Here is a 21363-nt window from a genome sequence, read left to right as displayed (position 1 = left end):
TGATGCTGTCGTTATGACCGAACCTGCACCGACAACGGCTTTATCGCGCCTGCTTGATTTTGTCAGTCGACAACCTTTAACAGTTGCGCGTTTTTTTGCAAAATCTTTGGCTTTTTTGGTCAATACACTGCGTTTGAGTAAAACCTCTCAAACCATTCAACTCAATCTACAAATTGCGCTTCCTGAGCTGAACTCACAACAACGCGAACAGATTATCCAGCAAGCAATTCGTAACGAACTGACCTCTTATTTTGAGTTTTTTCATATTTGGGGATCAAGCAATCAAAAAAATATTCAAAGAATCCATCAGGTACATGGTTTAGAACTATTACAAGATGCACTGGCTGCACAAAAGGGTTTGGTCTTAATTGTGCCGCATTTTGGCACTTGGGAAATTATGAATGCGTGGGTCGCTCAATATACGCAAATGACCATCATGTATAAACCTGTCAAAAACCCTGCGGCAGATGATTTTGTGCGCCAAGCACGTAGCCGTGAACAGGCACATTTAGTCCCAACAGATGAATCTGGGGTACGTCAAATTTTTAAAGCACTCAAACAAGGCGGAACCACTGTCATTTTGCCAGACCATACCCCAAATATAGGTGGTGAGATGATTCCTTTTTTTGGTATTCCGTTGGAATCGAGTAATTTAAGCGCCAAATTGATTCAGAAAACTAAAGCAAAAGCTTTGTTCTTATATGCGTTAAGAAATGCAGATCAAGGCTTTGATATGTATATCGAAGCGATAGATGAGCACATTTATCAGTGTGATGCCAATGCAGGGACAGCTATTATTCACCGTGCAATTGAAGATTTGATCCGTCGTTATCCTACACATTATCACTGGAGTTATAAACGCTATAAAGCCCATCCAGATTTACGCGGGGTCTATCATAAACCTGTGCAAGAAGCCTTGGCAGATGTGCAGGCTGTACGTGCCCAGACACAGAACCAAACTAACGCTGCAACCACAATTTCTGCTGCCGATACGGCTGTATAAGCATACGCTGTTGTGCATCTACAGAAAAACGTACGCTGCCCTGTTGTATGGTGTTCATGAACGGAATATTGAGCGCAGCCAAGCGTTGCTGAACTAAAGAACTAGGATGTCCATAACGATTATCAAAACCTGCAGATGCCACGGCCAATTTGGGTTTAAAATGTGCTAAAAAATCATAGGCAGAACTGTGCTTACTCCCATGATGACCCAAAATTAACACATCTACTTTTAAATCAGGATATTCCTGCAACAATTGATATTCAGTTGCCCAACCTGCATCGCCCATCACTAAAAAATGCTGATATGGCTGTGCGGATGGCACTGAAATATACAACACACATGACAACTCATTTTGTTGCTGTGCGGCATAGGGTAATTGACTCGGTTTAGGAGATAAAACTTGTATCTGTACCTGATGTGGTAAAGACCACTGTTGCCCTTGCTGACACAAATTAAACTTGCTATTTACTGCCACATCTACGGTCTGATTGGCAAAGACATGCTGAATATTGACTTCATTTTGCAAATAAGAAAATGCACCGCTATGGTCTTGATCTAAATGGCTTAAAATCACCAAATCCAGTTGCTTGACGCCATGTACCGCTAAAAATGGACGTAAAATTTGCTGTCCAATACTAAACTTACTTTCATCATAAGAACCGCCCACATCAATCATCATGTTGTAATGACCTGAACGTAAAAATAAAGCTTGTCCCTGCCCCACATCGAGTACTGTTAATTCAAATGGTTGTCGTTGGCTATCGACTATAATCAGTGGAACAAAACATAAGATTGCCCAAGTTTTAGGCAATACCGATTGTGGTAAAAATAGCAGAAATAAGCCTAAACATAGACAGACATACACCGCTGCAGACATCGACAAAGTATGTAACCGTGGTACAAAAACGGTTTCCATCCCCCGAAAAATCAAGCGCAACAAAGCCATAGCTAGATCATTCAATTGAAACAGTATTGACGCCAAGGGTTCAAAAATAAAAAAGCAAATTCCTGCCAAAACATCTAAAGGCACGATCAGCATACCAATCAATGGAATTGCGATGATATTAATAAGCGGTGCAATCCACGCCACTTGTTTAAAAAACACAATCACCAAAGGAAATAAGGCAATAAAAATTTTCCATTGCGACTCGATTAGAATTTTGCTGGCATGTTTCAGTTGCTGCCAACGATTCAGCTCTATACGTGGTTGCGCACTCAAGCTCTGATAAATACGCAGTAGAATAAAACAGGCCCCGTAAGACAGCCAAAAAGCAGCAGACAGTACACTTAAAGGATCAAACCATAATAATAAGGCAGCACTATAAATCAGCAAGGCAAAGCCTTGAAGCTTCTGCTTCAGCACTAACATTACTGTCACTAGACTGCACATCAGCAAGGTTCTTAATGCAGGAATTTCAAAACCGACAAAGGCGGTGTACAGCAATACACAACTTAAAAATGGCAACATGAGCAAGTATTGTTTAGGCATCCACAAATACCAATGCGGACGGTAATACCTAATCAGCTGACGTAATGCCCAACATAGCATGCCTGCAAAAATCAGCACATGTGGCCCTGAAATAGCCAATAAGTGGCTAATTCCAAAACGCTGAAACTGTGCTTCAGTTTCTGCATCTAATAGGCTTTTATCTCCTGTGAGTAATGCAAGAATTAAACCTTGATGATGCAAAGGTTGCTGCTGAATAAACAGTCGAATTTGATAACGCTGCTGTTCAATCCATAATCGAAATTTTGCCCATAGCGTCTGTTGGGCACGCCAATGTTGTGTAAACCCCATGGCATAAATTTGTTCAGCCGAGATAGGCTGAATCTGCTCAACCCGAAAACCACTCATAATATTTTGCTGTAAATACCACCGCTCTACATCAAATGCACCTGCTGTGGCATAACTATGCGCAGGGCGAATTTTTCCACTTAATTTGTAATAGTGTCCAAGTTCTAAATTTTGCTCTTGATCTACCTGAGTTTGTGCTAAAGTTGCTAACCATGTCACTGTTTGAGGATGTCGGTTTAACACCTCAACCCTTTGTGAAATGCTGTTGTCATTTAGCTGATTTAACTGTCTGACATAAACCACGACTTCAGCAAATTCAGGTTGTAGTTCACGCCATTGCAAACGCTGCTGCATCTGCGTATCCGCATAGATCAAACCGAAAACAAGACTCAAAACACCTGCCACTCCTACATTCAAACATTTCCAATAGATTGAAGATAAGCGAGCTTGCAACAAGTATTGCACAACGATACTGCATAAAATCAGTAAAACCATTGCGCTGGGCATGGAAGTCAATGAATGTATTGGAAAAGAAGAAGAACGTATTCCGACACAGGCGATCCCAATCACCCAAGCTAGTCCCATCAATTGCAGCATGAATATTAAACTTATTATTTTTATTGGCATGCATCATAAAGCCCACCGAAGTGGGCTTCAACAAAACAATCTTATTCCAGCAATTACTGTTTTAAACGCAATCGCTTTTGAGTGGCTTTACGAACTATGCCCCTTAAGCATCTACCCAAACACCATCTTGCATGTGCAAAATGGTATCGGCAGATTTTGCCAACTCTTCATCATGAGTCACAATCAACATCGCCATATTAAACTCTCTGCGTAATTCACGCAGCAATTCAAAAATTTTAACTGCAGTTTTGCGGTCTAAATTTCCAGTGGGTTCATCGGCAAGCATGAGTGTGGGTTTTGTTACTAATGCACGTGCCAACGCAACACGCTGACGCTCCCCTCCAGAAAGCTCACCCGGTTTGTGGGTTAAACGATGCGACAAACCGACACGCTCAAGCAGATACTCTGCCTGTGCCTTCACCTCTTTGTAATTTGTGCCTGCACGTAACATTAACGGCATTGCCACATTTTCAAGCGCACTAAACTCAGGCAATAAATGGTGAAACTGATAAACAAAACCGAGGTATCGATTACGCAAATAGCCGCGTTCAGCTTCGCCTAAATTGTCAAAACGCTGCCCATGTAAAAATACTTCGCCTGTGCTTGGACGGTCTAAACCACCCAACACATGCAATAAGGTACTTTTGCCCGAACCACTCGCTCCGACAATCGACACAAACTGCCCTTGCTGAACTTGTAAATCTAGACCACGAATCACTTCAACAGTGGTTTTGCCATCGGTAAAGTGTTTAGAAACTTGCTTGGCTTCCAGAACAATCTTACTCATAACGCAATGCCTCTGCTGGTTGAATTTTCGCGGCACGTAACGCAGGGTAAATCGTCGCCAAGAAACTTAAAATTAACGACAAGCTCACAATCACCACCACATCTTGCCATCTTAAATATGAAGGTAAGTAGTTGATAAAGTAAGCATCAAATAAATTTAGCCCTAATACATTATTCAACCATGCAATAAAACCACTGATACTAGACGCGAAAATAATCCCCAAGATTGCACCTGAAACCGTACCAATAACCCCAATGACCGTACCTTGCACCATAAAAATTTTGGTAATCGTGCTTGGTGATGCACCCAAAGTTCTTAAAATCGCAATATCCGATTTTTTATCGGTCACAACCATCACCAAAGAAGACACGATATTAAATGCAGCCACCAAAACAATTAGGAATAACAATAGGCTCACCATCGCCTTTTCCATTTGAATGGCGCTAAACAAGTTACCGTGAGTATAAGTCCAGTCCGAAGCGTAAAAGTTGGCAGGTAGCTCTTGCACAATATCTCGAGATACTTGTGGTGCAGCAAAAATATCATCCAGTTTTAAGCGTACACCTTGCGCACCATCGGGTAAACGCAGCAAAGTCGAAGCATCATTCAGGGCGATATATCCCATCATCGAATCGACTTCTGCACCAATACTAAAAATACCGACCACTTTGAAGCGTTTAAAACGCGGTACAACGCCTGCAGGTGATGGCGTCGCTTCAGGTAAAACCAAGGTAATGCTGTCGTTTAAACCCAAACCCAAGGCATCGGTCATTTGTTTGCCCAAAACAATACCGAACTCACCCTTTTGCAGATTATCGATACTACCTGCAACCATGTGGTTTTGAATGATGGATACTTTCTTTTCGTATTCGGGTTCAATTCCCGTGACCATAATGCCCGACACTTGCCCTTGTGCGGTCAACATGCCTTGCAATTGCGTGAATGGTGCAGCACCAACAACATGCTTATGTTGCTCAACTTTCGTTGCAAGTTCTGGCCAATTTGTTAAAATTTGTGTTGATGAAACAGTGGCTTGAGGTATCATGCCCAAGACACGATTTTTTAATTCGCGATCAAAACCATTCATCACCGAAAGTACGGTAATGAGGACGGCAACACCCAAAGTTAGACCGATCATCGAAACTAAGGCAATAAAAGAAATAAAGTGGTTACTGCGCCGAGCGCGCGTATATCTCAACCCTATATATAGCGAGATTGGTTTAAACATACCATCAAGTCCGAGGTAATACATTATGGAAAATTTACAGCATCAAAGCGTCGCGTCTGAACGTCGTGTCATGTCACGAATTGATGCTGCCCTGAGAATCAATTACCAGATCATTTCTGACGATGTTGCGCTGAACGACCCTTACGATGCTAATTTTGTTTTACCGCGTTATTTTCTACTACTCGCAGAATTAGATCAATTTGATCATGCATTAAACTACGAATTAGAACAATTAACTGAAAAAGATCAACAAATTGCTCGAATCTTATCCTTATTCAACCAAAAATTAAACCTTATTACAGGGTCTTTATACGATGCAATTGTACAAAGCATGTTACCTATCCCTGAACAGGTCAATTTTTCAGAAAGTGGTTTCAGTTTTTATAGTGAACGTGAATTAAACACGGGCAGTTATATTCATGTCACGCTCAGCCATCCTGAAAACTTTTTCCATATAGCCGCAACCGCGCAAGTGGTTTACAGCCGTGAAGAAGAAAATGGACAATATCGTACTGGGGCGTATTTTATTACTCTACACCCTCAAGATCGCGTCAAACTTGCAGAAGCCGTTGCTTTAAAACAAGCATAATCTAAGAAATAAAATAAATCATTTCTGCATGTTCGCGTATATAAAATCACGTGGATAACGCCATCTTTGCATATCGTTAGGATGGTGTTTTGATTTTCTGAGCCAATGCCCGACTTGCTTTAAGATCACGATAAAAATACAGCACTAAGCCTGACAATAAAACCAAAGCGCCCACAAATACCATGACCGATAAAGCTTCTTGATTGAGTAAAGCACCAATCAACAAAGCAATCATTGGCGTCATGACGGTGGTTAAAGATAAGGTGGTCGCCTGAATATTCTGCACCAATTTAAAATAACAGAACATTGCAATCAAAGAAGCCATGATCACGGTATAAAGTAAAGCTGCGATAGATTTAAGACTCGGCAAACTAGTCGGTACATATTGCCAAATAAACGGCACAATACATAAAGCCGCAATGGTTGATACCAAAATCGAGCCAGTTGCCTGTGCTACAGGTTCAACTTGCGCATTAACTTTTTTCACCCAGAAAATAGACATGGTGTAGGTCAATACACTAAACAGCATTAAAACAATACCCAGAGGATGCACATGCTGTGTTTCGCCGCCAAAGCAGATGATGCCAAGCCCTAAAATGGACACTGTCATTCCGATCCATTGAATACGTGCCAAATGCAACTGAAACACAAAACGACCAATCAAACCTGCTATGATGGGGGTCAGACCAAACATCAGGGCGATAATGCCTGAGCTTAAATAAGCGGTGGCAATGTAGGTGAAAATTTGTGAACCGATCAGACTAAACGAACCTGCCAAATAACTATGCCACGCTTGTAGATGATGTGGAAATTTCACTTTTAACAGCAGCAATAAAATAATAGCTAAGGGCAAAGCAATGAAAAAACGTAGCACCAAAGCCCAAAGCATGTGTAAATCTGACACACTCCAGACAATTGCCAAAGGCGTTGTTGCCCAAATGAAAACCAATAAGGCATAGGTCATCATAATATTGGTTTTAGAAGGCATGCGTGACTCGTATTAAGCAGTTTTACGTTTTTGCTTTTGGATGGTTTGATCTAGACTACTTGAAAACTCACGTTTATCACGTTCTGAAATAGGTGCTGGCCCACCTGTTTGTACGCCTGCACCACGCAAAGTATCCATAAAATCACGCAAATGCAGACGCGCTTTCACATTGGCAACAGTATAAATTTCACCACGTGGATGAATCGCTATTCCGCCCTTTTCAATCACTTGTGCCGCTAGTGGAATATCCTGCGTGATCACAATGTCGTGTTCCTTCATGCGATCTACAATTTCCTGATCGGCGGCATCGGCACCATGCATCACTTGAATAGAGTTAATCCGTACCGAAGGCGTAATCCCGACCGATTGATTGGCAACAAAAGTGACTTCAAGTTGGTAACGATCTGAAGCACGTAAAATGACTTCTCTTAGAATTTTAGGTAATGCATCTGCATCAACCCAAAGTTTAAATGGCAGCACTGTGCAACCCTGATAATAATATGCGACTAGTGTATCAAACTCATTACATTGCAGTATGTTTAAAATGCTCAGAATTGCATGCTAAAGTGTAGATGGATGTGATTTTGTTTCTGCTGCATCGCTGTCCACAATCTGTACAAATGCAGTGGCATTACATGAAATTTCAGCCAAAGACTTGAAAAATCGAAATAACCCTCGATCTAAGAGTAAAGAAAAGAACCCAACATCTCAAAGTGCTTATGAACAATCAAAATAGACCAGAAATCATCCGCATTGAAGATCAGAACTTCGGCAGCCATGTTGAACATTGGAATTTACTCACGGATGAACCCTGCACCGAAGTTCCAAAATGGTTAGGACTGGCTCTAGATGCACCAATTATGCCAATGGGTTTATGCCGCCAAGAAGCAGAAATGGATCAAAGCACATGGCTGATTCAAGGCCCAAGCAAAGAGGCAATTCAATTGACACAAGTGATTGCGGTTGAAAATAACAAACCACAAGCTGTAAAAACGGCTTTCCCTTGCTTTGAAAGTCCTTACAAAGTTGAAGCTAAAATTGAACGTATCATTAGCTGCAAATCTAACACTCAAGCGGTGCTTCGACTCAATTTAGGCAACAACAGTATTGTCTATGCTTTTGACAGTTTATACAGCGTCAACCATCAACAATACCAAAAAGATCAAACCTACTGGGTGCATTTAAACGCATGGGCGTATGAACTTGAAGCTGTTGCTGAAGGCGAACAATTGGTGGTCGATGATCCTGCGTCAATTAAACACCATCGTGCGCTGAATGATATTTTAGCAGCCAATGATGGTGTTGCACCTGCCAATCTGCAAGAACAAATTGACGCATGGCAACCTAAGTCCGAAGATGACAAAGCACCTGTAACGGTGGATTTTTCTAAAATGGTCGCATATTTATATGGCGAAAATATCGGTCAGGAAGATGAAGCTTGGTTTCAGGGCAATGTTGTTGGTAAAACCAGTTTTGAATTCATGAATCAAGCCTATACTGTTTATGATGTCACTCTAATTCATGATGAAAATCAGCCTGCGATTTTAATTCGTCTTGCAACTAAAAATCCTGCGCACCAAAACTTTGAAATTGGACAATACATTCGTGGCAATATTTGGATTCAAGCCAATATTCACAATATAAAACAGTAGTTTATTAAAAATAAACCTCAAAGTAGCTGTCTAAATAATAAATTCATATTCATCATCCCCCCATCCTCGCCTTCTCCTCAGGGAGAAGGAACTTTCAATACTTATTTCACTGATGGCTTATAATCAATTTTTGATTGTTAAAAGCGTGCTATTGATAGTATGAATATATTGATGCTTATTTAAGCATTTTAAATTCAAAAAAACGCAGTTATCCACAGCTTTAAATTTATTATAAATTCAAAATAAGCCATATTTTAAATCGAATATGTGGATAAGTTATTTTAAAACCCAAACATCTGCACCAAGCACCGTAGATAATCTGAAAGCCTTGAGTGGTGCGGATTTTAAAAATCAACACAGAATTAATTCATTATTGGCAGATATTATATTTAAAATAAAATTAGTACTTTATTTAATCAATTTTTTATGCTAAAAATATAGCCGTATTTAAATATTTAACGATAAATAGATCATCGGAAAATAATATCTATGAAAATCGTGCAAGAAGAAAACTTACAGCATGTAGAACATCAACTTGAGCAACGCTATCAGCTCGACCCGATGTCTTGCCTATTTTTTGCATTAGGCATGCTGCTCTCCGCCTACGGCTTACACTATTTTGTGTTCTGAGTTTCACTCATCAACAAGCCTCTATGACTTTTCACCTATTTCTATAAAAAAAAACCCAGCTAATTCAGCTGGGTTTTTGCTTTTTACTACTATCAATTAACCGTGACGTTTTGCAAAGTCATCCATAAAGTTAACCAAAGCTTGTACGCCATCTAATGGCACTGCATTATAAATACTTGCGCGCATACCACCTACAGAACGGTGACCTGCCAAGTTCAACAAACGGTTTTCTTCAGCTTCTTGCAAGAATTGTTTTTCCAGTGCGGCATCAGCCAAAGTAAACGGAACGTTCATAATTGAACGGTTTGCGCTATAAATTGGATTCGCGTAGAAATCGCTTGAATCGATATAACCGTATAATAATTTCGCTTTTTCTAGGTTAGCTTGATGAATCGCATCTACACCACCGTTTTGCAATAACCACTCAAACACTAAACCAGACAAATACCATGCATAAGTTGCAGGTGTATTCACCATGGAATCATTTTTTGCCTGTGCTGAATATTTCAAAATGCTTGGAATTTCAGGCTTGGCTTGATCAAGCAAATCTTCACGTACAATCACAATGGTTAAACCTGCTGGGCCAATATTTTTTTGCGCACCTGCATAAATCAGACCAAATTTAGATACATCTAAAGGTGCAGATAAAATGCTTGATGAGAAATCACATACCAACGGTTTGTCTGTTTCTGGAATATTGGCAAACTGCAAACCACCAATTGTTTCGTTATCTGCATAATGCACATAGGCAGCATCGGCAGATAAGTTCCATTGGCTTTGTTCGCTAATGGCATGCTTACCTTCAATCTGAATACCCGCTTCAACGACATGAATATCGCCATAGCGCTGCGCTTCTTTTAAGGCTTTTTCAGACCAAATACCCGTGTGGATATAATCTGCCTTGTTGTTTTTACCCAACAAATTCAATGGAATCGCAGAGAATTGTAGCGATGCACCACCCTGCAAGAACAATACTTTGTAGTTCTCAGGAATATTCATGAGTTTGCGCAGGTCTGCTTCCGCTTTTTCAGCCATGGCAACATAGTCGGCACTACGGTGGCTCATTTCCATGATCGAAAGACCTTTGCCATGCCAGTCAAGCATTTCAGCTTGAGCTTTTTCAAGTACGGCAGTCGGTAATGCTGCAGGACCAGCACAGAAGTTGTACGCGCGCATGATTTTTCCTTTCAGAGTGAAACACAATAAAATGATGGCATTTAACCATATCTGGCAGGGTCTTGCACAAAATTATTTCAATCTATGAGCCAAGATAGAGTCAAAAAATCAATGTAGATTCGAGGGATAAATTTACTAAATCAAAAAAAGAGGTTGAAATGTGTGCGACAATATCTGTCGCAAATTGATCAAAAAAACCACCCACTACTCCTAATTAAATGATATTTTAAATAAATATTAAAGGAGAAATAAACAATGACAACATTCCTCAATCACTTTAAGGTAGATAAAAATTTACTTGAAGTTGACTTCTTTGACCCTAATCTGGAAACAGATACTCGCTTATACATTGATAGTTATTATTTAACTCGTTGTGAGAACATACATTCCAAGTCTGCTCTGACTACTCAGCAAAATTTTATGAAATGTTTAATGGAAGCTCTTAAAGAAAAAGATGAAATTAAAGCAAGAAAATTATGCTCCCATTTTCCTGAGCCCAAATATACTGGCATTGGTGCAACTAAAGAAGGAGTAAATGGCAAAGGATCACACGATATTAAAGTTGAATATATACTCACATGCTTAAAGTCTTCTCAGGCAGCTCAGACAGGCTTATTAGAAGATCTTGAAGAATTAATATTAGTTGCAGATGGTATAGGTCCAGACACTATTTCAGATATAACGACTAGGGTCTGTTGACATTTCATAAATGGCTTGCGCTGTAGGCTAAAACTGAGCAGATCAGGCATGAAACGCAAGGAATAGCGAGATTATTGCTAAGTTTCATAACACAATCTGAGAAAGTTTTAGCCACAGCCTTTCAGGGCGAGCATATTTTTTGCTGCTATTGCGTTATGTGCCAGTCATTTAAAATGACTAAATTTACTGTCCCATGCCTTATAGCAGCTAAAAAACCTTGCGAGATATATCTCTCATGCCGCAGACATAGATGAATTGTCAACAAACCCTAATATTTGCTTTAAACATTTTGCAGAATATACATTAGAACAATGTGAAAAATTAGGTATAGAAACGACTGAAACAAAAGAGGCTATTCATTTCTTTTGTGCAATCGATAACGAATGGAAAAAATCAAAATTTTCACTTCCTCACGCTCCTTGGGGGCCTAATAAAGTTGTTGGACCTGTAATTTTGTTACCTCAAAATATCTTGGAATCTATGATTAGCTATAAAACTAATTATTTTTTCACTAATATTAGACCTCTTGCGAAAGTAAAAAATTGTTTATACTCATCTCATGAAATATGAAAATTTAACAAGATTTAATGATGAAGAATTTAAACGACTTGTTGGAGTTCCTCGTCCATTATTCTTAAAAATGGTATCAGTGTTACAACATGCTGAACTTGCCAAGAAAAAATCTGGAAGACCTCATTCGTTGTGTTTAGAGGATCAATTGTTGTTAACTTTAAATTACTTACGCTGTTATAGAACTCAAATTGAGTTATCCGCCGACTATAACCTAGCTGAAAGTAATGTGAATCGTACGATTCAGAAAGTTGAAAATGCTCTGATTCAATCACGGATTTTCGCATTGCCGAAAAGGAATCAAAAGTTTAATGAGGGGGATTATGTAATCGTTGATGTTACTGAGTCACAGATTGAGCGTCCCAAAAAAACAAAGAAAATTCTATAGTGGTAAAAAGAAGAAACATACGCTAAAAACACAGGTTATTTTTAACCCCCAATTAAAGCAAATTGTAAGTATACAGATTGAAGATGGCAGAAAACACGATCTGAACATTGCGCGTAAGCATTTGAAGGAGATGATTATTTATCCTTATATCATAGCAGATTTAGCCTATAAAGGATTTCATCAGATTAAGAGTAAGTTACTCATTCTAATCAAGAAACCTAACAATTTATCATTACCCCAAATAGCAAAACAGATCAACCAAGAAATCAGTCGGCGTAGGATCACAATTGAACATATCAACGGCAAACTTAAACATTTTCGGATATTAACAGAACGCCATAGAAATAGACGGAAACGATTTGGTCTAAGAATGAATTTAATTGCTGGAATGGTGAATTGGATGCTCTTAAATTAACTTTCGCAAGAGATCTATTGCCACCCCTTTATTTAAAGAAGAAGTTTTACGTAGAGATGCTTCAGCAAGCTTTATTTATTCTTTAAAATCTGGCGAGAAAAGAGTGAATGTAAAAAAATGCGAGAGCAACATCCTGAATTTCGAGGGGGGAAAAAGCAATATGGATGAATTAATCGCAAAAAATCCAAGACTTTTAAAAGAATATATAGAGAAAAAGTAGCTAAAAAACGCTATTTAAAAAGAAAAGGTAAAAAAAGAAGATTAGAGGACGCATAAGCGTGCTTTTTATAGACAAATGTACAAGAAACAATACTATAACTTTACACTAGTTCTATCTGCGAACCTTTGATTTATACTAGCGGGATAACATTACCAGCTTTAAATCAGTTTAGCGACTTTATGAACTTAAAGAAAAATAAAAGACAGCTTGTCTGGGGTTTAAATCTGCTTGCATCTATGATGTATGGCAGCTTTGCTCATGCACAGAGCATCAGCTTTCAGGATGCTGAACGTCAGTTGTTGCAAAATTCTTATAGCAGCCAAGCCTATCAAAGTCTGGAACAGGCTTCAAAACTTGAAGCTGAAGCAGTAAAAGGCGTAGGTCTGCCACGTGTCGACCTGAATGTTCGTGCCTATGCCTTTCACAGTGAAGTCGATATTCCATTAAAGCAATTTAAAAATAATCTGGAGAATTCACTCTCTCAAGGCGTGAATGGCCGGCTTAATGAGTGGGAGGCCAGTAATGGCGTGGATCTACCTGCAGGTATTACCGATCCACTGCGTGATGGACTTAACAATACTATTCATAGCGGAGTTGGTCTGATTCCGGATACGTCTAATGTCATCCTTGAAGATCAGGTGATTCGCCCCACTGTTTCCGTGATTATGCCAATATATACTGGAGGCCTCACCCGTAGTGCCAAAGAAATCGCCAATATTCAGGTCGGTCGTAGTCAGCTCAGCAACAAACAGCAGCAAGACACGCAGCGTTTTGAACTGATTCAAAGTTATTTTAATGTACAGCTCCAAAAGCAACTGCATGCAGCTGCGCTGTTTAATCTGAATGCCATGCAGCAGCATTATCGCAATGCCTTAAAGATGGAACAGCAAGGTTTTATCAGTAAAGGGCACCGCATGCAGTTTGAAGTGGCACGCAATAATGCCGAGCGCAGCCAGCAAAATACACAGGCCAATTTGAATGCTGCCCTGTTCCAGCTGAATAATCTGCTTCAGGAAAGTAGCATCACCGAACTTTCGACGCCTTTATTTGTCAATAAAACCGAGCCACAGGCCTTAAATCATCTGCTGAAAACCTTTAGTCAGAACTCTGCGCTGATTCAAAAAATGCAGCTGGATACTCAATTAGCTCAAGCCAATGTCAAAGCCCAGCAAGCAGCTAAAAAACCGAATGTTTTTGCTTTTGGCGAATATAGTCTGGATCAAAATGAAAACTGGATTGTCGGAGTTGCCGCACGCTATAACCTGTTTTCTGGGATCGATAAAAACAAAAATATTCAGGCTGCCGAACTCAAACGCTCTGCCACAGAACTGCTCACTGCACGCACCCAGCAGGAAATTGAAAATCTGATTTATAAATCTTATAGCGAAGCACTCAGCGCACAGCAAAGTGATGCACTTCTGGCACAAAATTTGAAAGCCGCACAGGAAAATTTACGCATCCAAGAATTGTCCTTTAAAGAAGATATGGGCACCGCCATACAGGTCATCGATGCACAAAATATGCTGAGCGGACTACGAGCCGAAACTGCCTTGAATGCTTACAAATATGTGATGTCACTGGCCACACTATTACAAAGTCATGGCTCGATTGCAGAATTTCCGAACTACATCCAACATACCAACACTCACTATATTCGCTAATGGAGCCGAACATGAACGAAGATCAAAAACCCAATGATCCTGTGAATGAAGCGGCTTCATCCAGCGATACAGAAAAATCGCCTGCGCAACAGGTAGAAACAAAAACTGAAATAGAAAACAACGCGACGACTTCGACCGAGCAACAACAAGCTCCTGAAATCGCTAAAAAGAAAAAATATTTATTGCTGGCCCTGATTCCAGTTCTGCTGGCAGTCATCGCATTTGGATTATGGAAAAGCTACCAACCGGCTCCGCTTGAATTGCAGGGTCGTGTAGAAGCTGAAACAGTTCAGGTGGCGACCAAAGTGCCAAGCCGTATTGAAGAAATTTATGTAGAAGAAGGTCAGCGAGTCAAAAAAGGCGATGTGCTGGTGCGCTTAAACAGCCCGGAAATTCAGGCCAAAAAACAGCAAGCCGCAGCGGCTTTACAATCTGCGCTGGCCTTACAATCGACTGCTGAACGTGGCTCGCAAGAAGAAAATATCGCCAGCCTGTATGCCAACTGGCAATCGCTGAAAGCACAGCAAAATTTAGCCAAAGTTTCTTATGAGCGTGGTGCAAATTTATTTAAGGAAGGTGTGATTTCACGCCAGCGCCGTGATGAATTGTATGCAGCCAGTCAATCAGCGGCACAAATGACAGAAGCAGCGTATCAGCAATACGCACGTGCCAAACGTGGCAGCACCTCGCAGCAAAAGAGTTCTGCCGATGCACAAGTAGATATTGCCCAGGCTGCGCTGGATGAAGCCAATGCATTAGAGGCAGAAACCCAATTAGTAGCACCTGTAAACGGAACGGTGTCTAAAACCTATGGCAAAGTCTCGGAGCTGGTAGCCACCGCAGTCCCTGTGGTCAGCCTGATTGAAGATCAAATGTGGGTGAGCCTGAATATTCGTGAAGACCAATATGCCCCGTTTCAGAAAATGAGCAGTATTGAAGGTTATATTCCCGCCCTAGATAAAACCGCCACTTTTAAAATCAAGCAGATCAGTGCTGAAGGTGAATTTGCCACCATTAAGACCACACGCCAAACCGGCGGTTATGATGTGCGAAGTTTTAAGCTGCATCTTGTGCCCACACCAGCGATTCCTGAACTGAAAGTTGGAATGAGCGTGTTATTTAAACTGAAAGAGACCCGATAATGTGGACGGGTATATGGCGCGAACTGCGCTATCTGCTCCGCGAAAAATGGGATCTGTGTCTGGTCACGCTCGCACCTGCACTGGTGATTATTTTATTCAGCAGCATGTTTGCTCAAGGGAAACCGGATCATTTACCGATTGCGATTATTGATCAAGACCAGAGTGCGCTGAGTCAAAGCATTTATCAGCATGTGGCGCTGAATCATACTCTTAAAATTGCTACAGTGTCGGAACAAACAGCTGAAATTGAGCGCCTGTTAAATCAAAATAAAATTTGGGGTTATATCCATATTCCCAGCGGTGCCGAGCAACGTCTGGTTCGTGCCCGGGATGCTGACATCAGTATTGCCTTTAACCAGAGTTATTTCAGCATCGGAAATACCATTTCCTCTGCCATGCTGGTCAGTACCCTGCAAGCACTGGCTGAATTTAGCGGACAGCAATATCTGGGCAACCGGCTGCCTTCTCTCGAAGCACCGTCACCGCATATCAAAATATCGCCGCTGTATAACCCGCAACTAAATTATGAATTCTATCTGGAACCCTATGTCATTCCGGCAATTCTGCATTTACTGCTGTGTTGTTGTGTGGCATTTTCCGTCGGTCAGGAACTGAAGCGACAGACCTTAACAAGCTGGATTAGCAACTCGTCCATCTGGATGGCATTACTGTCTAAGAACCTGGTCTATGTGGCTATTTTTAGTCTATGGACCTGGATCTGGATGTTCTGGCTGATTGAAATTCGCGGCTGGTTTGTTGCTGGCTCGCTCGCTCTGATTCTATCGGCACAATTTCTGCTATATAGCGCTTATGCATTTTTAAGCAGTGCAGTGGTTCTGGCAACCAAAGATTTAAGTAAATCTTTTGGCATCATTGCGGTCTATGGTGGTTCATCTTTAAGTTTTGCCGGTGTGACTTTACCTTTAAATAATGCGCCCCTATTCACCCAGTTCTGGTCCAATATTATTCCGTTTACGCCCTATGCCAAATTACAAACTGAACAATGGGTGATTGGTAGTCCATTGCATATTTCACTGCAAGCTGGATTCATGCTGCTGATCTATGCCCTAGTTTACGCTCTGCTGGCTTATCTGTTTCTTAAAAAAATAGTTAAAGGAGCAGTCCAATGAAATCCCTCTGGTTTTACTATCTGCAAAGCTTTAAGGATATTGTCAGTCACGGCACGATCTTTACCACGCTTATTCTATCCGTCTTGTTTTACAGCTTTTTTTATCCAACCGCTTATCAGGCACAGCAGGCTGAAGCCTTACCGATTATTATTGTCGATGAAGAACAAAGTAACTTAAGCACCCGTATTATTGGTCAAGTGGCACAAAGCCCCAATGTAGAGATTGAGGCGATTACCGGCAATTTTTCCGAGGCCAAACAATGGGTGGAATCACAAAAAGCCGATGGTATTTTACTTCTGCCGGACAATTTATCGCAAAGCTTAAGGCATGGTGAAACAGGTGGCATTGGCCTGTATTTAAGTACAGCCAACTTTTTAGTAACCAAACAAATTGGTCTGGGCTTAGCCACATCAGTTGAGCAAACTTTGGCAGATTATACTGAACGCTTTGGCAAGGTCTCGGATTTTTCACCTGCCCTTTCTGTGCATCAAATTCCTTTATTTAATCCGCTGTCCGGCTATGGCAGCTATGTCTTTCCTGCGGTTGCACCTTTAATTATCCACCAAACCATTCTTTTGGGTTTGAGTATGCTGATTTTGGTATATCGGGAAAGAAAAATAGAATTAAACACAAATGCATTGATTGGGATGTGTTTAGCGGTCTTCACCATTGGTTGTCTGGGATGTTTCTATTTATTCGGCTTTAGCTTCTGGCTATTTGATTATCCGCGCGGTGGCAACCTGCTCGGGATGCTGCTGGCTGTTGCGGTTTTTATCTACACGATAATTGGCATGACCTGCTTATTTGCTAGTTTTCTGGATCTGCCGGAACGTGCGGGGCATGTCATTGTATTCACTTCTATTCCACTGTTCTTTTTATCTGGTGCGGCCTGGCCGCATGCTGCCATGCCCACCTGGATGCAAGTCGTTGGCGAAATCCTGCCCTCTACCCAAATTGTGCAGATGTTTATTCAACTCAATCAGATGGGTGTGCCTACAACACTGATCTTGCCTAAATTGCTCTATCTTGGAATGATCGGTAGCTTGTGCTTTTTTTTGGCTTATCGACGTTTAATTTCTGGTCATCAAAGCAGATAGAGCATTATAGCAATGCTCCTATTCCACTTATTTACCCGATTCGCCAAAGACTTGAATATTGAAATTACGAATCTTGTTGCTACCATTCGGCTTGTCAAAACTAACATCATACTGAACCAGATTTTCCGGATAGGCAATTTCATAGCTGACCTTATATTGCCCAAGCTGATTGGTTGCTTCTTCAATCTCTTTGGTCATTAAAGTCTTAGACTTGTATTCACCTTGAGGAATTGAACGTGAAAAGCGTTTCATCAGCTTTTCATTGTCCTTAAACTGGGTTTGCAACTGCGGCTCTAACTGATCCAAAAACTCGTCATACTTCCCATCACGCAAATCCTCATAGGCTAGCTGTGCCGCCTTTTCCTGTTCAGGACTCGGATCTGGAATATTGTCCATTGAATTACAGCCACTCAATGCAACCGCTGCTGCCAACAACATTAATTTGGTTTTCATCGCTTACCCTTATGCAGTCAACGTTTATAAAAAAGGACGCCGAAGCGCCCTTTTTATCAGTAAAAAACTTATTCTTCTACTGAATTTTCACCGTCTTTTTCCACTTGCTCAGTTTCAGCAACTGCATCCGTTTCAGCCACTAAAGATTCTGCACCTTCAATCGCTTCAACAAACTCGTCTTCTTCAACAGCTTCAATCGCTTCTACACCCACCAGTGTTTCGTTTTCACCCAAGCGGATTAAACGTACACCTTGTGCATTACGACCTGTTTGCGCCACTTCAGAAGCGCGAGTACGCACTAATGTACCGCCATCAGAAATCAGCATTAGTTCTTTGCTTTCATCAATAGCAACTGCACCGACCAATTCACCATTACGTTCAGAGGTCTTAATGGCAATCACACCTTTACCACCACGTTTTTTGGTTGGGAAGTCGTCTACAGGTGTACGCTTACCATAACCATTCGCCGAAGCACACAAAACTTCGCCTGTTTCTGGTACTACGACTAGCGATACGATACGGCTGATGAGTGCTGAATCTGAACTGTCTTCATCATCGCCATCGACTTCTACATCTTCGACATCTTCAACTTGTGCTGAACCGAAGCTGACACGCATACCACGTACACCTTTGGCCGCACGCCCCATTGAACGCACATCGGTTTCAGCAAAACGAATCGCTTTACCTTCATTAGAGAACAACATAATTTGCTGTTCGCCATCGGTAATCGCAACACCAATTAAAGTGTCTTCTTCATTCAATTCAATGGCACGTAAACCATTTGAACGCACGTTACTGAATTGTTCCAATTCAACACGTTTCACTGTACCTGATGCCGTTGCCATAAATACATAGAAGTTTTTACGCAAGGCTTCTGCTTGTGATGCAAATTCCGCAATAATCTCATCATCTAAATCGGTTGCAGAAAGCTCTACACCCAATTGTTTCAATTGCACACGTAATGCGTCAGATAAATCATCACCATCTGCTAATTCAGTAAAGGCAGCTTCTAATTCTGCATATTGAGCGGCAATGATCGCGTTAGTTTGCAGATGTGCCGCATTGGCTTTCACATAGCTACGGAAGTCTGCCAAACGCTCGGTAAATTTCTTCGGTGCATCAATGACAGGTAAAATCGCGGTGATGGTTTCATTGGCATCTAATGGCAATAAGTTCACCATTGGACGACCTTTCGCACCACGCGATGCCTGTGGCACTTCAAACACTTTCAGACGGTAAACTTTACCCACATCGGTAAAGCACAGCACCGTTGCATGGTTAGATGTCACGATTAAATGCTGCACATAATCATCTTCTTTCATCGACGTTGCAGATTTACCACGACCACCACGACGCTGCGCTGCGTAATCTGACAATGGTTGAGTTTTTGCATAACCTGTTTGTGATACTGTCAGTACCACTTGTTCTTCTGGGATTAAATCTTCACGCGAGAAATCAATGCGAGATTCTACAATTTCAGTACGACGTGCATCGCCATATTGCTGTAAAACTTGCGCCAACTCTTCACGAATCACACCCATCAACAAATTAAAGTCATTCAAAATTGCGGTCAATTCAGCAATCTGTGCCAAAATTTCAGAATATTCTGCATGTAATTTGTCTTGTTCCAGACCTGTTAAACGATGCAGACGTAATTCTAAAATTGCAGTCACTTGCGCAGGAGACAAACGGTAAATCTGTCCCTCCAAACCGAATGGACGATTTGGGTCTTCGCCTTCAATTTCATCTGGACGTACAGATACTGAACCTGCTTTTTCCAATAACGCCACGACACCGCCTGCTGCCCACTCGCCTGCCTGTAAACGCTCGCGCGCTTCGGCTGGATTGGCAGAAGATTTAATGGTTTCGATGATGGCATCAATATTCGCCAAAGCAACGGTTAAGCCTTCTAAAATATGGCCACGTTCACGTGCTTTACGCAATTCAAACATGGTACGGCGAGTCACTACTTCTTGGCGGTGACGAATAAATGCCGCAATAATATCTTTTAAGTTCATCAACTTTGGCTGACCATTGTCTAGGCAAACCATGTTGATGCTGAATGAGTTTTCTAATTGCGTGTTCAAGAACAGATTATTCACAATTACTTCAGCGTTTTCACCGCGCTTTAAGTCAATTGCAATACGCATCCCTTCTTTATCGGACTCATCACGTAATTCAGAAATACCTTCGAGTTTCTTTTCTTTTACCAGTTCAGCAATACGCTCAATGGTTTTCGCTTTATTAACCTGATAAGGGATTTCAGTAAAGACGATGGTGGTACGACCAGTTTTTTGATCTTCCTCAAAATGGTACTTACCACGAATATGCAAACGGCCTTTACCTGTACGGTAAGCATCTACAATGCCTGATTTACCGTAAATAATACCGCCTGTAGGGAAGTCTGGACCTGTAATATGTTCCATCAACCCTTCAATAGAAATATTTGGATTGTCTGCATAAGCCAAACACGCATGTACTACTTCGGTCATGTTGTGTGGCGCCATATTGGTCGCCATACCTACCGCAATACCCGCTGCACCGTTCACCAGTAAGTTTGGAATACGAGTAGGCATCACTTGAGGAATACGCTCAGAGCCGTCGTAGTTATCTTCCCAATCGACAGTGTCCTTTTCTAAATCGGCCAACAGTTCATGAGTAAGTTTGCGCATACGGACTTCGGTATAACGCATGGCTGCGGCACTATCGCCATCAATCGAACCGAAGTTACCCTGACCATCAACCAATTGATAACGCAAACTGAAATCTTGCGCCATACGAACAATTGTTTCGTAAACTGCATAATCACCGTGAGGGTGATATTTACCGATGACGTCACCGACTACACGGGCAGACTTTTTGTAAGCTTTGTTGTAGTCATTGCCCAATTCGTGCATTGCGAATAGCACACGACGATGCACAGGTTTTAGACCATCTCGTACATCTGGCAGCGCACGTGACACAATCACGCTCATCGCATAGTCTAAATACGAGTGCTTGAGTTCATCCTCAATGGCAATCGGTCTAATTTCCGATACGCTCATGCATACTCCTTATTCTGCAAACAAATTTTGCTTGCATTTTATATGTCGTAAAACTTGCAAATGATTAGC

General features: G+C 41.2%; 19 protein-coding genes. 11 read left to right on the top strand and 8 right to left on the bottom strand.

Going from position 1 to position 21363, the window contains the following annotated elements:
* Positions 1–13: 13 nt before the first annotated feature.
* Positions 14–1003, top strand: coding sequence for a lysophospholipid acyltransferase family protein (locus tag FTU58_RS00985; protein WP_180061931.1), 990 nt, complete (start codon positions 14–16; stop codon positions 1001–1003).
* Here FTU58_RS00985 and FTU58_RS00980 read toward each other — a convergent pair.
* From FTU58_RS00980 to FTU58_RS00970, 3 genes are all read right to left on the bottom strand, one after another.
* The gene (locus tag FTU58_RS00980; RefSeq protein WP_180061930.1) at positions 960–3395 is read right to left on the bottom strand and encodes a DNA internalization-related competence protein ComEC/Rec2; all 2436 of its coding nucleotides are present in this window, start codon (positions 3393–3395) and stop codon (positions 960–962) included. The genes FTU58_RS00985 and FTU58_RS00980 overlap by 44 nt on opposite strands.
* A gap of 133 nt (positions 3396–3528) precedes the next feature.
* Positions 3529–4212: a lipoprotein-releasing ABC transporter ATP-binding protein LolD gene (lolD, locus tag FTU58_RS00975; RefSeq protein ID WP_180061929.1), complete on the bottom strand. Its 684-nt coding sequence runs from the start codon at positions 4210–4212 to the stop codon at positions 3529–3531.
* A complete protein-coding gene (locus FTU58_RS00970) occupies positions 4205–5440 on the bottom strand; it encodes a lipoprotein-releasing ABC transporter permease subunit (RefSeq protein ID WP_004971828.1) in 1236 nt (411 codons plus the stop codon). Before FTU58_RS00970 ends, lolD begins: the two co-directional genes overlap by 8 nt.
* A gap of 25 nt (positions 5441–5465) precedes the next feature.
* Here FTU58_RS00970 and FTU58_RS00965 point away from each other — a divergent pair, with 25 nt between their 5' ends.
* Complete coding sequence (locus FTU58_RS00965) at positions 5466–6029, top strand: PilZ domain-containing protein (RefSeq protein WP_004971830.1); 564 nt, start codon at positions 5466–5468, stop codon at positions 6027–6029.
* Between the two features lie 76 nt (positions 6030–6105).
* Here the strand turns inward: FTU58_RS00965 and FTU58_RS00960 are convergent, their stop codons facing one another.
* Positions 6106–7017, bottom strand: a complete 912-nt coding sequence (locus FTU58_RS00960; protein ID WP_104853213.1) for a DMT family transporter — start codon at positions 7015–7017, stop codon at positions 6106–6108.
* 12 nt (positions 7018–7029) lie between these two features.
* Entirely contained in the window at positions 7030–7497 is a 468-nt protein-coding gene (locus tag FTU58_RS00955; RefSeq protein ID WP_004971836.1) for a YaiI/YqxD family protein, read from the bottom strand.
* Positions 7498–7736: 239 nt separating this feature from the next.
* Here FTU58_RS00955 and FTU58_RS00950 point away from each other — a divergent pair, with 239 nt between their 5' ends.
* Positions 7737–8669, top strand: coding sequence for a hypothetical protein (locus FTU58_RS00950; protein WP_019837949.1), 933 nt, complete (start codon positions 7737–7739; stop codon positions 8667–8669).
* Between the two features lie 489 nt (positions 8670–9158).
* Complete coding sequence (locus tag FTU58_RS00945) at positions 9159–9299, top strand: hypothetical protein (protein ID WP_004971840.1); 141 nt, start codon at positions 9159–9161, stop codon at positions 9297–9299.
* 96 nt (positions 9300–9395) lie between these two features.
* Here FTU58_RS00945 and serC read toward each other — a convergent pair whose 3' ends face one another.
* Positions 9396–10475 (bottom strand): 3-phosphoserine/phosphohydroxythreonine transaminase, encoded by a 1080-nt coding sequence (gene serC, locus FTU58_RS00940; protein WP_004971842.1) that lies wholly within the window; start codon positions 10473–10475, stop codon positions 9396–9398.
* 255 nt (positions 10476–10730) lie between these two features.
* On the opposite strand from serC, the gene FTU58_RS00935 reads away from it, so the two are divergent.
* From FTU58_RS00935 to FTU58_RS00905, 7 genes are all read left to right on the top strand, one after another.
* Entirely contained in the window at positions 10731–11174 is a 444-nt protein-coding gene (locus FTU58_RS00935; protein WP_004971845.1) for a hypothetical protein, read from the top strand.
* Between the two features lie 255 nt (positions 11175–11429).
* Positions 11430–11744: a hypothetical protein gene (locus tag FTU58_RS00930; protein WP_035310653.1), complete on the top strand. Its 315-nt coding sequence runs from the start codon at positions 11430–11432 to the stop codon at positions 11742–11744.
* A protein-coding gene (locus tag FTU58_RS00925) for an IS5 family transposase (RefSeq protein WP_179996157.1) occupies positions 11734–12547 on the top strand; the annotation gives its coding sequence in 2 pieces (ribosomal slippage) (positions 11734–12120 and positions 12122–12547; 813 coding nt in all). The genes FTU58_RS00930 and FTU58_RS00925 overlap by 11 nt, the downstream gene beginning before the upstream one ends.
* A gap of 399 nt (positions 12548–12946) precedes the next feature.
* Entirely contained in the window at positions 12947–14428 is a 1482-nt protein-coding gene (locus FTU58_RS00920; RefSeq protein WP_180061928.1) for a TolC family protein, read from the top strand.
* Positions 14429–14439: 11 nt separating this feature from the next.
* Entirely contained in the window at positions 14440–15570 is a 1131-nt protein-coding gene (locus tag FTU58_RS00915) for an HlyD family secretion protein (RefSeq protein ID WP_005177920.1), read from the top strand.
* The gene (locus tag FTU58_RS00910; protein ID WP_180061927.1) at positions 15570–16700 is read left to right on the top strand and encodes an ABC transporter permease; all 1131 of its coding nucleotides are present in this window, start codon (positions 15570–15572) and stop codon (positions 16698–16700) included. The genes FTU58_RS00915 and FTU58_RS00910 overlap by 1 nt, the downstream gene beginning before the upstream one ends.
* The gene (locus FTU58_RS00905; RefSeq protein ID WP_096901141.1) at positions 16697–17797 is read left to right on the top strand and encodes an ABC transporter permease; all 1101 of its coding nucleotides are present in this window, start codon (positions 16697–16699) and stop codon (positions 17795–17797) included. The genes FTU58_RS00910 and FTU58_RS00905 overlap by 4 nt, the downstream gene beginning before the upstream one ends.
* A 27-nt stretch (positions 17798–17824) precedes the next feature.
* Here the strand turns inward: FTU58_RS00905 and FTU58_RS00900 are convergent, their stop codons facing one another.
* Positions 17825–18250, bottom strand: coding sequence for a DUF3887 domain-containing protein (locus FTU58_RS00900; RefSeq protein ID WP_096901142.1), 426 nt, complete (start codon positions 18248–18250; stop codon positions 17825–17827).
* A gap of 68 nt (positions 18251–18318) precedes the next feature.
* Positions 18319–21294, bottom strand: a complete 2976-nt coding sequence (gene gyrA, locus FTU58_RS00895; RefSeq protein ID WP_180061926.1) for a DNA gyrase subunit A — start codon at positions 21292–21294, stop codon at positions 18319–18321.
* Between the last annotated feature and the right edge of the window lie 69 nt (positions 21295–21363).

This window comes from Acinetobacter sp. YH12120 (assembly GCF_013418795.1).
Taxonomy (GTDB): Bacteria; Pseudomonadota; Gammaproteobacteria; order Pseudomonadales; family Moraxellaceae; genus Acinetobacter; species Acinetobacter towneri.
Note: the sequence above shows the minus strand (reverse complement) of the source record. Positions and strands in the feature narration are given on the sequence as shown.